Source organism: Azospirillum sp. A1-3 (assembly GCF_023806445.1).
Taxonomy (GTDB): Bacteria; Pseudomonadota; Alphaproteobacteria; order Azospirillales; family Azospirillaceae; genus Azospirillum.
Window position 1 is genome coordinate 297442 of the sequence record NZ_JAMSLU010000008.1, and the last position, 14781, is coordinate 312222.

General features: G+C 69.0%; 11 protein-coding genes. 4 read left to right on the forward strand and 7 right to left on the reverse strand.

Going from position 1 to position 14781, the window contains the following annotated elements:
- The first annotated feature begins 90 nt into the window (after positions 1–90).
- Complete coding sequence (locus M5E06_RS34350) at positions 91–816, forward strand: aspartate/glutamate racemase family protein (protein ID WP_252142091.1); 726 nt, start codon at positions 91–93, stop codon at positions 814–816.
- Here the strand turns inward: M5E06_RS34350 and btsR are convergent.
- From btsR to M5E06_RS34375, 4 genes are all read right to left on the reverse strand, one after another.
- A complete protein-coding gene (btsR, locus tag M5E06_RS34355; RefSeq protein ID WP_252142210.1) occupies positions 791–1507 on the reverse strand; it encodes a two-component system response regulator BtsR in 717 nt (238 codons plus the stop codon). The two genes, M5E06_RS34350 and btsR, sit on opposite strands and share 26 nt — an antisense overlap.
- A gap of 8 nt (positions 1508–1515) precedes the next feature.
- Positions 1516–3216 carry a sensor histidine kinase gene (locus tag M5E06_RS34360; protein ID WP_252142092.1) on the reverse strand — a complete coding sequence of 567 codons (1701 nt, stop codon included), beginning with the start codon at positions 3214–3216 and terminating at the stop codon, positions 1516–1518.
- Positions 3217–3346: 130 nt separating this feature from the next.
- Entirely contained in the window at positions 3347–4144 is a 798-nt protein-coding gene (locus M5E06_RS35775; protein WP_286209135.1) for a polysaccharide deacetylase family protein, read from the reverse strand.
- A 134-nt stretch (positions 4145–4278) separates the two neighbouring features.
- A complete protein-coding gene (locus tag M5E06_RS34375) occupies positions 4279–5799 on the reverse strand; it encodes a malonate--CoA ligase (protein WP_252142093.1) in 1521 nt (506 codons plus the stop codon).
- Between the two features lie 335 nt (positions 5800–6134).
- On the opposite strand from M5E06_RS34375, the gene M5E06_RS34380 reads away from it, so the two are divergent.
- Positions 6135–9134, forward strand: coding sequence for a LodA/GoxA family CTQ-dependent oxidase (locus tag M5E06_RS34380; RefSeq protein WP_252142094.1), 3000 nt, complete (start codon positions 6135–6137; stop codon positions 9132–9134).
- An 11-nt stretch (positions 9135–9145) separates the two neighbouring features.
- Positions 9146–10306: an NAD(P)/FAD-dependent oxidoreductase gene (locus M5E06_RS34385; protein WP_252142095.1), complete on the forward strand. Its 1161-nt coding sequence runs from the start codon at positions 9146–9148 to the stop codon at positions 10304–10306.
- 123 nt (positions 10307–10429) lie between these two features.
- On the opposite strand, the gene M5E06_RS34390 is transcribed toward M5E06_RS34385, so the two are convergent.
- Positions 10430–11329 (reverse strand): LysR family transcriptional regulator, encoded by a 900-nt coding sequence (locus M5E06_RS34390; RefSeq protein ID WP_252142096.1) that lies wholly within the window; start codon positions 11327–11329, stop codon positions 10430–10432.
- A gap of 104 nt (positions 11330–11433) precedes the next feature.
- Between M5E06_RS34390 and M5E06_RS34395 the strand changes: the two genes are divergently transcribed.
- Positions 11434–12867, forward strand: coding sequence for an aldehyde dehydrogenase family protein (locus tag M5E06_RS34395; protein WP_252142097.1), 1434 nt, complete (start codon positions 11434–11436; stop codon positions 12865–12867).
- Here the strand turns inward: M5E06_RS34395 and M5E06_RS34400 are convergent.
- Both M5E06_RS34400 and M5E06_RS34405 read right to left on the reverse strand, forming a co-directional pair.
- A complete protein-coding gene (locus M5E06_RS34400; protein ID WP_252142098.1) occupies positions 12864–13778 on the reverse strand; it encodes a ParB/RepB/Spo0J family partition protein in 915 nt (304 codons plus the stop codon). The two genes, M5E06_RS34395 and M5E06_RS34400, sit on opposite strands and share 4 nt — an antisense overlap.
- A complete protein-coding gene (locus M5E06_RS34405; RefSeq protein ID WP_109150984.1) occupies positions 13768–14781 on the reverse strand; it encodes an AAA family ATPase in 1014 nt (337 codons plus the stop codon). Before M5E06_RS34405 ends, M5E06_RS34400 begins: the two co-directional genes overlap by 11 nt.

Genomic DNA, 14781 nt, shown 5'->3' on the forward strand with positions numbered 1-14781 from the left:
GCCGGCAGTTGCTGAACAGGTGAACAGCAGACCGAAAACCGTTTCACGGCGTTCCAAGTGTCCCATCCACCAAGGCAGGAGACCCGCCCGGTGTCGCAAAAAGTGATCGGCCTGATCGGGGGCATGAGCTGGGAAAGCTCCGCCGAATATTACCGCATCGTCAACGAGGGCGTCCGCGACCGGCTGGGCGGGCTGCGCTCGGCCCGCTGCCTGATGTGGTCCTTCGACTTCGCCGAGGTCGAGGCGTTGCAGCATGCCGGCCGCTGGGACGACGCCACCGCCCTGATGATCGACGCCGCCCGCCGGCTGGAGCGCGGTGGCGCCGACTTCCTGCTGATCTGCACCAACACCATGCACCGCATGGCGGCCGAGGTGCAGTCCGCCGTCGCCATCCCGCTGCTGCACATCGCCGACCCCACGGCCGAGCGCATCCGCGCCGCCGGCCACCGCCGCGTCGGGCTGCTCGGCACCGCCTTCACCATGGAGCAGGACTTCTACAAGGGCCGGCTGGCCGACCGCCACGGGCTGGAGGTGCTGATCCCCGACGACGCCGACCGCGCCACCGTCCACCGCATCATCTACGAGGAACTGGTCCAGGGCCGGGTCGAACCCGCCTCCCGGCAGGCCTACCGCGAGGTCATCGCCCGGCTGGTGGAGCGTGGTGCCGAGGCGATCATCCTCGGCTGCACCGAGATCATGCTGCTGGTGAAGCCGGAGGACAGCGCCGTTCCCCTGTTCGATACCACCGCCATCCATGCCGAAGCGGCGGTGGAGCGGGCAATCGCCGGCTTCACCCCATCCCCAGCCGTTCCTTGAGCGCGCCCAGGAAGCGCCGGCTGACTGGGACCACATGCCCGCCGCTGGTCTGAATCTCCGCCAGCCCGCCGTCGACGAAGCGGATTTCCCGGATGCGGTCCGGATTGACCAGATGCTGGCGGTGGCAGCGGAACAGCGGGCTCTTCTCCTGGATGGTGTGGAGCGTCAATTCGGTGAAGCGCTCCTGCCCGTCCTCCCCCACCACATAGACGCCGGCGGGGCGGGAGACGACATACTCGACATCGGCCAGCTTCATCAGGGTGATGCGGTTGACCCCGGTGCAGGGAATGTGGCGCAGCTCCGCAGCTCCCGGCAGGACGGACACCTCCTGCGGCGCATGCTGCCGGCGCAGGCGCTGCAGCGTCTTCTCCAGCCGCGCCGGATCGGCCGGCTTCAGCAGATAGTCGAAGGCATGTTCCTCGAAGGCCTGGACAGCATACTCGTCGTGCGCGGTCAGGAAGACGATGCGCGGCATCTGCTCGGGATCGAGCATGCTCAGCATCTCCAGCCCGCTGACCCGCGGCATCTGGATGTCGAGGAAGACCACGTCGGGCGCCTGCCGGTTGATGGCGCCGATCGCCTCGATGGCGTTGGCGCATTCGCCGACGATGCGGATGTCGGCGGCCTCCTCCAGCATCCGGCGCAGCTCCTCACGCGCCAGCGGCTCGTCGTCGACGATCAGGACATTCATGGCGGCCGTCATGCGGGCACGGTCTCTTCTTCCAGGGGCAGGCGCAAAGTGACGCGGGTGACGGCATCCGGCTCGCAGGCGACCGAGACGCCGTAATCCTCACCGTAGCGGTTGCGGATGCGGCGGTCGACGATGGTCATCCCCAACCCGTCGCCACCCGGCTTGGCCTCATAGAGCCCGGCATTGTCCTCCACCGACAGCAGCAAATCGCCGCCCTCCCGCCGCGCCGCGATGCGCACCCGGCCGTCGCCCAGAAGCTGCGCCGTGCCGTGCTTGATCGCGTTCTCCACCAGCGGCTGGAGCGAGAAGGCCGGCAGCCGGGCGTGGCGCAGATCGTCCGGCACCTCGATCTCCACCGCCAGCCGGCCGGTGAAGCGGGCCAGCTCGATCTGCAGATAGGCGCTGACATGCTCGACCTCGTCGGCCAGCGTCGCCATCTGGCTCGGGCGCTTCAGGTTCTTGCGGAAGAAGGTCGACAGGTTCTGCACCAGCTGCCGCGCCCGCTCCGGATCGTTGCGGATGACGGCGGAAATGGTGTTCAGCGCGTTGAACAGGAAATGCGGGTTGACCTGCGCATGCAGCAGCTTGATCTCCGACTGCGCCAGCAGCGCCTTCTGCTGCTCATACCGCCCGGCCAGGATCTGGTTGGACAGCAGCCGGGCCACGCCCTCCCCCAGCGTGCGGTTGATGGTGGAGAAGATCTTGGTGCGCGGCTCGTACAGCTTGATGGTGCCGATCACCCCGCCCTCCTCGCCCACCAGCGGGATCACCAGCGCCGCCCCCAGCCGGCAGCCCGGACTGATCGAGCAGCGATAGGCCACCTCGTTGCCGTCGGCATAGATCACCTGATTGCTGGCGATGGCCTGATGCGTCTGCGGCGAGCTGATCGGCGTGCCGGGCAGATGGTGGTCGTCGCCGATGCCGATGAAGGCCAGCAGCTTCTCGCGGTCGGTGATGGCGACGGCACCGACGCCGGTCTCCTCATAGATGATGCGGGCGACGCGGGTGCTGTTCTCGCTGTTGAACCCGCCGCGCAGCACGCCGTCGCAACGCGCGGCGATCTTCAGCGCCTTGGCGGAAAAGGCGCTGGACTGCTTCTCGTCCAGCACGCGGCGCTCCAGCAGGATGCGCATGAACAGCGCCGCGCCGAGCGTGTTGGCAACGATCATCGGGGCCGCCACCACCTCGACCAGATGCATCGCCGCCTCGAACGGCCGGGCCACCGCCAGGATGATGAGCATCTGCACCACCTCCGCCACGAAGGTGACGGCGCCGACGCGCAGCGGGTTGAACAGCGGTTCGATCCGCCCCTGCCGCACCATGTGCCGGTGGACCAGCCCGCCGATCAGCCCCTCCGCCATGGTGGAGATGGCGCAGGCCAGCGCCGACATGCCGCCCAGCGAATAGCGGTGCAAGCCCCCGGTCAGCCCGACCGCCAGCCCCACCGACGGCCCGCCGAAGATGCCGCCCAGCACCGCCCCGATGGCGCGGGTGTTGGCGATGCTGTCGTCGATGTGCAGGCCGAAATAGGTGCCCATGATGCAGAAGATCGAGAAGATCGCGTAACAGGCCAGCTTGTGCGGCCAGCGCACCGTCACATGGGTCAGCGGCAGGAACAGCGGCGTCCGGCTCAGCAGATAGGCGATCACCAGATAGACGCACATCTGCTGAAGCAGCGAGAGGATCAGAGTGAAGGGCTCGACTGGCATGGCGGTGCTTCCAACGGCGGCCCTGAGGGATGACGGCCGCCCGCCGCCATCCTACACCGGCCGGGCATCCCCGCCGATGGGACATCCTTGCATCCCTACCCTGGCCCCGGCCCTACCCCGGCGCGGGCCTTCAGCGCCGCCGCGGCGCCGGGTGCAGCAGCGCCATTTCCGGCGTCACCGATTGCCGCATCGCCGCCTCCCACTCGCTCATGGTGACGAAGCGCAGCCCCCGCTTCTCCCCCTCCTCCAGGATCGCCGGCAGCGCCGCGACGGTCGCCGCCTTGGTGCTGTGCATCAGCACCACGGCGCCGGGCACCAGCCGCTCGGTCACCCGGTGGCGGATGATGTCGGAGCCACTGTCCTTCCAGTCCTGGCTGTCGGCGGTCCACAGCACCGTCGCCATGCCGTGCCGGCGCACCAGCGCCGCCAGCGCGTCGTCCACATCGCCGAAGGGCGGCCGGAACCACGTCGCCGTCACCCCGACCGACGCCAGCGCCTTCTCCGCCTGCGCGATGTTCCACTCGCGCTCCGCCGGCTTCAGGTCGGTGGTCATCGGGTGGGTCTGGGTGTGGCTGCCGACCTCGTTGCTGGAGGCCGCGACCAGCCGGGCGATGTCGTGATGCGCCGGGATCTTGTCGCCGATGTAGAAGAAGGTCGCCTTCGCCCCATGCGCCCGCAGAATGTCGAGGATGCGCGGATCATTGGCGTCCGGCCCGTCGTCGATGGTCAGCGCCACCACCCGCGCCTGCGGCAGGGTACGGTCGACCTGATCGAGGTCGAGGTCCGATCCGGGGATCAGATGCTCCGTCACGAAGGGGGCGGCGCCGTGGGTGGCGGCATAGCTGCGCTGTCCGGCCATGGCCGAAACGGGCAGGGCGAGCAAGGCCGCCGCCAGCGGCAGGACGGCACGGCGGAACAGGGTCATCATCGCGGACGCACATGGAAAAAGCCGGAGCCGCACCCCTCCCTTCGAAAGGGGTAGGGCGCGGCAGAAGGCCGAGCATTGCTCCCGCCGCGGACGGCGGACAAGCGATAACTTGGGGACCCTGGCCGGCGTTCCCCTTACGCTCCGAAACGGCCCTTGTTCGCCTCGCGCAGCAGGTTCTTCTGCACCTTGCCCATGGCGTTGCGCGGCAGTTCATCGACGAAGGCCACCGCCTTCGGCACCTTGAAGTTCGCCAGCTGCTCCCTGCAGGCGCCGACCACCGCCGCCTCATCGACCGTAGCGCCCGGCCGGCGCAGCACCACCGCCATCACCGCCTCGCCGAAATCCGGGTGGGGGATGCCGATCACCGCCGATTCCACCACGCCCTCGATCCCGTCGATCACCGTCTCCACCTCCTTGGGGTAGACGTTGAAGCCGCCGGAGATCACCAGATCCTTGGCGCGGCCGATGATGTGGACATAGCCGCGCTCGTCGATCCGGCCGACATCGCCGGTGATGAACCAGCCGCCGGGGCGGATCTCCTGCGCCGTCTTCTCCGGCATGCGCCAATAGCCGGAAAACACGTTCGGACCCTTCACCTCCAGCACGCCGATCCCGCCCTCCGCGACCGGTTCCCCGGTCTTCTCGTCGGCGACCCGCACCGACACCTCGGGCAGCGGAAAGCCGACGGTGCCGGGGATGCGGTCGCCGTCCAGCGGGTTGGAGGTCAGCATGCCGGTCTCCGTCATGCCGTAGCGCTCCAGGATGGCGTGGCCGGTGCGCTCCCGGAACTCCCGGTGGGTGTCGGCCAGCAGCGGGGCGGAGCCGGAAATGAACAGCCGCATATGCGCCGCCGCCTCCCGCGTCAGCCGCGGGTCGGCCAGCAGGCGGGTGTAGAAGGTCGGCACCCCCATCATCACGGTGGCCCGCGGCAGCAGGCGGAACACGGCATCCGGATCGAACTTGCCCAGGAACAGCATGCCTGTGCCGTTCATCAGCACGCAGTTGGTGGCGACGAACAGGCCATGGGTGTGGAAGATCGGCAGGGCGTGCAGCAGCACGTCGTCCGGCCGGAACCCCCAGATGCGGTGCAGGGTGGCGGCGTTGGAGGACAGATTGCGGTGGCTCATCATCGCCCCCTTCGACCGCCCGGTGGTGCCGGAGGTGTAGAGGATAGCCGCCAGATCGTCCGCCGCGCACGCCACCGTGTCGAACTCCGGATCCAGCCCGGCCGCCCGTTCCGGCAGACTGCCGTCGCCACCGGTGCCCAGCGTCAGCAGCGTGCCCACCCCGGCGCCCTTCGCGGTGTCGGCCAGCGCCATCTCGTTGCCGGGCGTGCAGACGAAGACCTTCGGCTCGGCATCGCCCAGGAAATAGCCGACCTCGGCCTTGGTATAGGCGGTGTTCAGCGGCAGATAGGCGGCCCCGGCCCGCAGGCAGGCGAGATAGAGGAAGACAGCCTCCGCCGACTTCTCCACCTGCACCGCCACGCGGTCGCCCTTGGCGACGCCCAGCTCCGCCAGCAGCCGGGCATAGCGGCCGCTGATCTCCATCAGGTCGCGGTAGCTGTAGCGGCGGCCGGACTCCAGCTCGATGAAGCTGCTGTCGGCATCGGCGGGGAAGCGGGCGGCGGCGATGTCGAAGAAGTTGTCGCTCATTCTGGTCGGACCTCTGCGGAACGGATTGTTCATCATACACAGCAATGGGGTAGGGGAGCAGCCTAACGCTTTGTGGGACGTCCCACATCGGCACCTCCGGATCACTGGCACGAACAGCCGCGGAAATCCTCAACCTTCGAAGCGCTCCGTCACCACCAACTCTCCCAAACACGAAAATTGTGTGCCGACCTGATTATTTCCGGTGGAAACCCTTCAAGTGCTCGCGTAAGCACGAGTCAAGACGCGGGAAAATCAAACAACGAACACAACCTCCCACGACTGACGTGCCCACCCCGCCCCGGCAGCGCCGCCGGACGATACAGGAGACGGAGCGAATGACGGCCAAAGACCCCAACAAGAGTCCCCCCTGCTTCGACTGCGCGACCAACGCCACCCAGCGGCTGGACGAGATGTTCATCGCCATGGGCCAGATGAAGCGCATCGCGCTGGGCCAGAAGCCGGCGGAGCGTGCAGTGTTCCGCAAGTTGCACGGGGCCGCCCATGGCCGTCTGGTGATGGATCCCAACCGGCCGGAGGCGCTGCGCGTCGGCGTCTTCGCCAAGGACGAGCTGCCGGCCTGGATGCGCTTTTCCAGCGACACCAGCCCGACCTCGCCCGATCTGGGTTCGACGCTCGGCATCGGGCTGAGGGTCTGGGGCGTCGATGGCGTCAACGCGCTGGGCGAGACGGGCGACGTTGCCGACTTCATCATGCAGAACTTTCCCGTCTTCTTCGTCGACGACGCGGAGCAGATGTGCGAGTTCACCTATGCCGGCACGGTCCTGAAGGATTATCCCAGCTATCTCGCCAAGCATCCGAAGACCGACGGCATTCTCAACGCCATGTCGGCCCAGGTCGACGGCAGCGTGCTGACCACCCAGTACTGGGCGATCCTGCCCTTCGCCTTCGGCCCCGACCATTACGCCAAATACTCGCTGGTGCCGGAAACGCCGCCGCCCAGCCATCCGGCGGTCAATGTCCCGACCGACGACAAGAACTATCTCGCCACCGACCTCGCCAACCGGCTGCTGGAGGATGACTACCGCTTCACCTTCATGGTGCAGGTGGTGCCGAAAAGCGCCGGCTATCCGCTGGACAAGGCGACGGAGGAATGGTCGGCCGACCAGTACCCCTACCAGCCGGTCGCGACTCTGGTCCTGCCCAAGCAGGATGTCTGCGCCCGCGGCCAGGGCGACTATGGGCAGGAGCTGGCCTTCAACATCTGGCGCACGCCGGTGGAGCAGGCGCCGCAGGGCAGCATCGCCGCGGTGCGCAAGGTGGTCTACAACCACGGCGCCGACGTCCGCCATCAGGCCAACGGCCAGCCGCTGCAACAGCCGACGCAGCCCCGCACCCAGACGCCGCCGCTGCCCAAGGACGACTGCATCGTCAAGGCGGTGATCTACCCGCCCATCGGCATCGCCCGCATCGGCAACGCGCCGGAAGGCTATGTCGTCGGCCCCGAAGTGCCGAACCCGAAGCCGCTGATGGCCGGCGACGACCCGGCGCGGAATCCCTACCGTGACGCCGAAGGCCGGCTTCTGCCGCAGGCCGCGCGCTTCCGCATCTATGGCGTCAACGCCATGGGCCGGATCGTCCGCGAGCTGACTGCCGCCGACAGCGGTGCCGACATCACTTGGAAGGTCCATCTCGCCAACAAGAAGTCGGCCTGGTACGGCTTCCAACTGGCGCTCGACATTCCGGAGGCGGCATCCGCCGACCCGACCACGCTGCGCAACCCGACCGTCGCCGACCGTCAGGCGCTGGTGCTGGATGCCGGGGAGCATGCCATCCACGCCGGCCACGGCAGGCAAAGCCACGAACTGGTCGCCGGCAAATTCATGCACCAGGGCGAACCGGTCTATCTCGGCCGCATGTGGTGCGAGGAGGGCGACCACCGCCTGCTGGTCACCGGCGAACGCGGCAAGTCGGCCTCCTACAACGGCACCAAGGCGATCACCTTCGGCAACAACGAGGGCTGGCACGACGACGTGTCGGACGGCCCGGTCGATGCCGTGGTGAAGCTGAACGGCATGGAGCTGCCGGTCACCCCCGCCTGGATCGTCGTCGCCCCGCCGAACTACGGGCCGCAGCGCAAGTCGGTGCGCACCATGTGGGATCTGATGCGCGACGTGGCGATCCAGGCCGGAACTCTGCCCAAGCCCACCCGCCCGTCCTTCACCCACGACATCTACCCGGTGTTCGAGCGGATGACCGGCCTGCAATGGGTCAATGCCGGCTTCGCCGCCGGGTTCGGCTGGAACTCCGCCAACGACTTCACCAAGCCGGAGTGGATCGCGCGGCTCAGCGACCGCAGCCTCGCCAACCAGGAAACCCGGCGGGTGCTGAAGAACGCCTTCCGCCATGACGCGGTGGACAGCTGGTCGCCGACGCCCTGGCCCTGGGTCTATGGCGACGCGATGAACATCCCACCGGCCGAGACGCCGCGCCAATACACCTCGCTGACCCAGACCCAGCTGGAGTTCCTCGACCAATGGGTCGCCGGCGACTTCGACGATGATTGGGGCAAGGTCCCGGTCTACACCGACTTCGATCAGGTCCCGCTGGACGAGCAGGGCGACGTGCTGACCCGCGCCGCGCTGGATTTCTGCCTCGCCGACGCCTTCCATCCCGGCTGTGAGATGACCTGGCCGGTCCGCGCCGCCACCCTGTATATGGAGCCGTTCCGCTTCGCCCATGCGCCGAAGGGCTGGGTCGAGCCGGGGCTGGGCGCCATCCTGTCCAGCGACACCGTGACCATCCCCAACGGCCCGCTCTATGGCCAGCTTCCCGGTGGCATCACCCGCTGGATGGCGGTGCCGTGGCAGACCGACACCGGCAGCTGCCGCTCCGGCTACGATCCCGGCTACGATCCCAATGTCCCGACCTTCTGGCCGGCCCGCGTGCCCAACGAGGTGCTGACCCGCGAGAACTACGACATCGTGATGGACGCCGCCCAACCGGCCCAGGTGCGTCTGGCCGCCTTCGCCAACCGCGCCGCCTGGGTGGCGCCGCTGGGCACCACCAGCTACACCGACCAGATCAACAACATGATCCATCACTTCGACCATCTCGGCGTGGTCGAGGTCAATCCCGGCCCGACCGATCCCGAAGGCGCCAGGCTGTTCCCGCCGCTGATCGAGGTGGAGGACCAGCATATCCCGATCCCCGACGTGGACGACACGGTCGACACCAAAGCCGTCCGCACCGCCCACCACACCCTGTCCACCAAGGCGCCGGCCCTGTCGGGCGGCGGTGCCGGGCTGCGGGCGACCCAGCCGATCGACCTCAGCCGGATCGACAAGGTCCGCCGCTTCCCACGCGGACTGCGGTGACCCGGACAGGCATGATCGAAGCGGATGCGGTCGTGGTGGGGGCAGGCCCCGCCGGGACCGCGTTCGCCCTCAACCTCGCGCCGCTGCACCGGGTGCTGGTGCTGGACCGGCGGGCTGGTCCCGCCATCCGCATCGGTGAATCGCTGGCTCCGGCGGCGCGTCGGTTGCTGACCGACATGGGTCTGTGGGACGCCTTCCTCGCGGAAGGTCATTCCCCCTGCCATGGCGGCCGGTCGGTCTGGGGCGGGCCGCTGCCGGTCGAGGCCGACAATCTGCGCGACCTCGACGGGCCGGGCTGGCATCTCGACCGCGGCCGTTTCGACGGCTGGCTGCGCCGGGTGGCGGTCTCGCGCGGCGCAGCCCTGCTGATCCCGGCCCAGACGCTGTCGGTCAACCGGGCAGGGGAGGGCTGGCTGCTGGAGGTGGAGACCGCCGGCCGCTGCCTTCCCGTCCACGCCCGCCTGCTGGTCGATGCCGGCGGGCGCGGCTCGCCGCTCGCCAAGCGTTTCGGCGCCCGGCGGGCGGTGTCGGACCGGCTGGTCTGCGGCTGGGTCCATGGCCGGGACGCCCCCGGCCGGCAGTCCGGCCTGACCTGGATCGAGGCGGAGCCGGATGGCTGGTGGTACAGCGCCCCGCTGCCCGCCGGCCGCCGGGTCGTCGCCTTCCACACCGACGCCGACCTGCCCGCCGCGGCGGATGCCCGCGACACCGCATCGCTCCTGCGCCGGCTGTCCGGCTGTTCCGTGCTTGCAGATTCGTTGCGCGCCTGCGGCTTCGAACCGGAGGGGCAGGGGGAGGGGAGGGGAGGTTTCTGCGCCGCCCACAGCAGCACCCTGTCCCCCGCCTCCGGCGAGGGCTGGCTGGCGGTCGGCGACGCCGCTCTCGGCTTCGACCCGCTGTCGTCGCAGGGCATCTTCAATGCGCTCTACACCGGCCTCGCCGGGGCGGAGGCCGCCCACCGTCATCTGTTCGGCGATCCCACGGCACTGTCCGGCTACGCCGCCGGCCTGACACCGATCCGCGACGCCTACCGTGCCCATCTGCACGCGTGGTACGGCCTGGAACGCCGCTGGCAAGACCGCCCCTTCTGGAGCCGGCGCCTTGAAATGCCCTCTCCCGTCCCGGGAGAGGGAGGGGACCCGCGCCGAAGGCGTGGGGAGGGTGAGGGGTGATCCAAGACTCCTGAACCGCATGGCTCCGTGCCTAGCCCCTCACCCTTCCCATGCTCCGCATGGGCCCCTTCCCTCTCCCGGGACGGGAGAGGGACGTGATTGTGGGACGTCCCACATCGCCCTCTACCGTCCGCCCCCAAGCTCCCGCACCAGATCGACCAACGCCCGCAACCCCGGCGGCAGGTGGCGTCGACCTGAATAATAAAGACACAAGCCCGGAAACGGCGGCGTCCACGCCTCCAGCACGCGCAGCAACCTCCCGACAGCGATGTCCTCGGCGATATGCCATTCCGCCAGATAGCCCACCCCCATCCCTGCCCGCACGGCCTCAAGCATCAGATCCGGATCATCCAGGATCAGCGGCCCGCTGCCGTCGATGGCGACCGTCTCGCCATGCCGTTCGAACTCCCAGTGATAGAGCGCGCCGCTCGGCAACCGGCTGCGGATGCAGCGGTGCCCGGCAAGATCAGCCGGCGTGGCCGGCAGGGAGCGACCGGCGAAATAGTCCGGCGTGCCGACCACCGCGAAGCGCAGCTCCGGGCCGAGCGGGATGGCGATCATGTCCTGCGGCACCTGTTCCGCCAGCCGGACCCCGGCATCGAAGCCCTCCAGCACGATGTCGACCAGCTTGCCTTCGGTGACGATGTCCACCGTCATCTCAGGATAACGGCGCAGATACTCCAGGATGACCGGCCTCATGATCATCCGCGCCGCGCCGGCCGAGCTGTTGATGCGCAGCGTTCCCGTGGGGGATGCCCGATGGTCGGACAGCCGGTCGATGGCGGCCCGGATGTCGCGCAGGGCAGGGGCGGTGTCGGCGACGAACTGCTCGCCCGCCTGGGTCAGCGCCACGCTGCGCGTCGTCCGGTGGAACAGCCGCACCCCCAACCGCTCCTCCAGCGCCGCGATGGCGTGGCTGAGCGCCGAGCGCGACATCCCCAGCTCGGCCGCCGCGGCCCGGAAACCGCGATGCCGGGCGACCGCCTGCACGGCCTCAAGCTCGGCCAGTCCAGTGAGTGACATTGTCCCGATCCGTTCACCGATTCATGCGGGATTGTCCACCTTATCACCCGACGGCCGCTGTGCCACCTGAATGGCCAGCCACCAGCCATTCCGCGAGACCCGTCATGCACGACATCGACACCATCTATATAGACGGACGCTTCGTCACCCCGCACGGGACCGAACTGTTCGACCTGCACAACCCGGCGACCGGCGCCGTCACCGGCCGCGTCCGCCTTGCCGACGAGGAGGATGCCCGCGCCGCCATCGCCGCCGCCAAGCGCGCCTTTCCGGCCTTCTCCCGGACCGGCAAGGCGGAACGCATCGCCATGCTGCACCGGCTGGGCGATGCCGTCGCCGCCCGGCGCGACGATCTGCTGGACGCGGTGATCGAGGAGTATGGCGCCCCGGCCTCGCGCGCCGCCTTCATGGTCGATCACCCGGTGAACGCCTTCCGCGAGACCGCCGCGCTGCTGGCCGACTACCCCTTCCTCCGCCGGATGGGCACGGCCCAGGTCAGCATGGAGCCGCTCGGCGTCGCCGGGCTCATCACGCCGTGGAACAGCAATGCCGGCTTCATCTGCGGCAAACTCGCCAACGCCGTCGCCGCCGGCTGCACCGCGGTGATCAAGCCCAGCGAGATGAGCGCCCGCCAGACGCAGATCGTCACCGAAGCGCTGCATGCCGCCGGCCTCCCGCCCGGCCTGTTCAACATCGTGACCGGCCGCGGCGACCGGGTGGGGGCGGTGATCTCCAGCCATGCGGACGTCGCCAAGATCTCCTTCACCGGCTCCACCGCCACCGGCAAGGCGATCCTGCACGCGGCGGCCGACACGCTGAAGCGGGTGACGCTGGAACTGGGCGGAAAGTCGCCGACCATCATCCTCGATGACGCCAACCTGTCCCGGGCGATCCCGCTGGCGATCAACGCCGCCTTCATGAACAGCGGCCAAGCCTGCATCGCCGGCACCCGCCTGCTCGCCCCGCGCAGCCGCCTCGCCGAGATCGAAGCGCTGGCCAAGGCGGTGGTCGAGGCGGTGCGCGCCGGCGACCCGCACGATCCGGCGACCACCGTCGGCCCGATGGTCAGCCGGACCCAGTGGGAGCGGGTGCAGCGCTACATCCGCATCGGGGTGGAGGAGGGCGCCGTCCTGCTGGCCGGCGGAGAAGGGCGGCCGGACGGGCAACCGGAATTTTCCGGCGGCTGGTTCGTGCGCCCGACCCTGTTCACCGAGGTCTGCAACGACATGACCATCGCCCGCGAGGAGATCTTCGGCCCGGTCCTCTCCGTCCTTCCCTATGAGGATGAGGAGGAGGCGATCGCCATCGCCAACGACACCATCTACGGCCTCCAGGCCTATGTGCTGTCGGCCGACACCGCCCGCGCCCGCCGCGTGGCGGAGCGCATCGTCGCCGGCCGCGTGCTGATCAACAGCCTCGCCCACGACCCGAAGGCGCCCTTCGGCGGCTTCAAGCAGTCCGGCATCGGCCGCGAGTACGGCAGCTTCGGCCTCGACGCCTTCCTGGAACCCAAATCGCTGCTGGGGGAAGGCGTCTAGGCGCCCGCTTCCCCCTCCAGAATGGCATCGATCTCCGCCCGCAGCCGCACCAGTTGGTCGCGGTTGTCGGGGTCGAGGAAGCGGCGCTGCTCGCGCACCACGGCCACTTCGCGCAGGATGCGCTTCACGCTGGCCTGCAGCGTCCGCATCGCCTCCTTGGCATCCGGTTCCTGCGGAACAGCATCAGCATCGGCAGCGCCCCCGCTGGCATGGTCGCGCTTGGCCTGCCGCACCGCCTTGACGCTCGCCCCCTCCTTGGCCCGTTCCCACAGCCGGGCGTGCAACTCCGCCGGGGCGGCGGCGATCTCGATCATCACGGAGCGGGAGACATGGGCGAACCCGGTCGCATACTCCTCCCGGATCTCCGCCGGCAGGCCCATGATCGCCAGCAGCTTGGTCACGTCGGTGCGGTCGCGCCCGACCACGGCGGCCAGTTCGTCATGGGTGTAGCCGTGCTTGTCGATCAGCCGGGCCAGCGCCGCCGCATATTCCACCGCGTTCAGGTCGACGCGCTGGACATTGTCGATCAGCCCGATCTCGTCCGGATCGCCGGAGGTCAGGATGGCGAAGACCGTCTTGCGGCCCAGCATCTCATGCGCGCGCACCCGGCGCTCGCCGCCGATCAGCAGATACTCGCCCTGGGGCAGCGGGCGGACCAGGATCGGGTTCTGCAACCCATGCCGCTCGATGGACGATGCGAGGCTGCGCAGCTCGGCCTCGTCGAAATGGCGGCGCGGCTGATCGGGATTGCGGTGGACGCGGGCGAGGTCCAGTTCGACGACATGCGGGAAGCCGGCCGAGGTGCCGAACAGCCGGTCGCTGCCCACCATCAGCCCGCCTGCCATCGCGCCCACCGGCTCCGCCGCGGTGCCCAGCAGCTCACGGGTCTTGCGTTCGAACTTACGCGACATGCGGCAACTCCCGGTTTTGGGCATAGGCACGGATCTGGCGCGCCACCTCGCGGAAGGTCTCGGCCCCCGGCGCCTTCGGGTCGCCGGCCAGCGTGATCATGCCGGCCGCCGCCGCCTTGCCATAGACGGTGGCGCGCGGGATCGGGGCGAAGACCGGGACCTGATCGGCGTAGGATTCGTGCAGCTCCTGCAGGGTGGCGCGGTCCTGGGTCAGCCGGTCGTTGTACATGGTCGGGATGATGCCGGCGATGCGCAAGCTGGGGTTCACCCGGCGGCGGATGCGGCCGATGGTGTCGACCAGCCGCTTGACACCCAGCAGGGCCAGCGCCTCCGTCTGCACCGGCACCACCACCAGCTCGGCCGCCGACAGCGCGTTGGCGGTGACCAGCCCCAGGTTGGGGGCGCAGTCCATCACCACGAAATCATAGGCGTGGCGCACCTCGTCCAGCTTCTCCCGCAGGATCAGCCCGCCGGTCGAGTCCGCCGCCAGTTCCACGTCGGCATCGGCCAGCGACAGCCCGGCGGGGGCGAGGTCCAGCCCGCGCTCCGCCGTCGGCATGATGACGGAGGTCAGCGGCTCTTCCGAGCGCAGCACATAATAGAGTGTCTTGCGCTGCTGCTCCAAGGCGACGATGGCGGCGTTGCCGATGCCGACATGGACGGTGGCGTTGCTCTGGGAATCGCAGTCGATCAGCAGCACCCGCGCCCCGCCCTCCGTCAGGGCATAGGCGAGGTTGACGGCGGTGGCGGTCTTGCCGACGCCGCCCTTCTGGTTGGCGACCGCCAGATAGGTGGCGGAGCGGGGCCGCTCGTCCGCCTTGTGGCGGGTCAGGAAATCGACCAGTTGCTGCGGAATACGCTCCGCCCCGCTTTCCCAGCGGCTGATCCGAGCCTTGGTGTAGCTGCGGCCGAGCTGCGCGTTCAGCCATTCGGCGAACTGCGTCTGGTTCTCGCCGCGGCGCTCGCGCAGCTGGCGCATGTCGTCGCCCCCGATCGACAGCAT

Bases quoted from the DNA above. Each gene is read 5' to 3' on its own strand.
- btsR (WP_252142210.1), bottom strand. From the start codon at position 1,507: ATGAATGTCCTGATCGTCGACGACGAGCCGCTGGCGCGTGAGGAGCTG.
- M5E06_RS34360 (WP_252142092.1), bottom strand. From the start codon at position 3,216: ATGCCAGTCGAGCCCTTCACTCTGATCCTCTCGCTGCTTCAGCAGATG.
- M5E06_RS35775 (WP_286209135.1), bottom strand. From the start codon at position 4,144: ATGATGACCCTGTTCCGCCGTGCCGTCCTGCCGCTGGCGGCGGCCTTG.
- M5E06_RS34375 (WP_252142093.1), bottom strand. From the start codon at position 5,799: ATGAGCGACAACTTCTTCGACATCGCCGCCGCCCGCTTCCCCGCCGAT.
- M5E06_RS34380 (WP_252142094.1), top strand. From the start codon at position 6,135: ATGACGGCCAAAGACCCCAACAAGAGTCCCCCCTGCTTCGACTGCGCG.
- M5E06_RS34385 (WP_252142095.1), top strand. From the start codon at position 9,146: ATGATCGAAGCGGATGCGGTCGTGGTGGGGGCAGGCCCCGCCGGGACC.
- M5E06_RS34390 (WP_252142096.1), bottom strand. From the start codon at position 11,329: ATGTCACTCACTGGACTGGCCGAGCTTGAGGCCGTGCAGGCGGTCGCC.
- M5E06_RS34395 (WP_252142097.1), top strand. From the start codon at position 11,434: ATGCACGACATCGACACCATCTATATAGACGGACGCTTCGTCACCCCG.
- M5E06_RS34400 (WP_252142098.1), bottom strand. From the start codon at position 13,778: ATGTCGCGTAAGTTCGAACGCAAGACCCGTGAGCTGCTGGGCACCGCG.
- M5E06_RS34405 (WP_109150984.1), bottom strand. From the start codon at position 14,781: ATGCTGTCGATCGGGGGCGACGACATGCGCCAGCTGCGCGAGCGCCGC.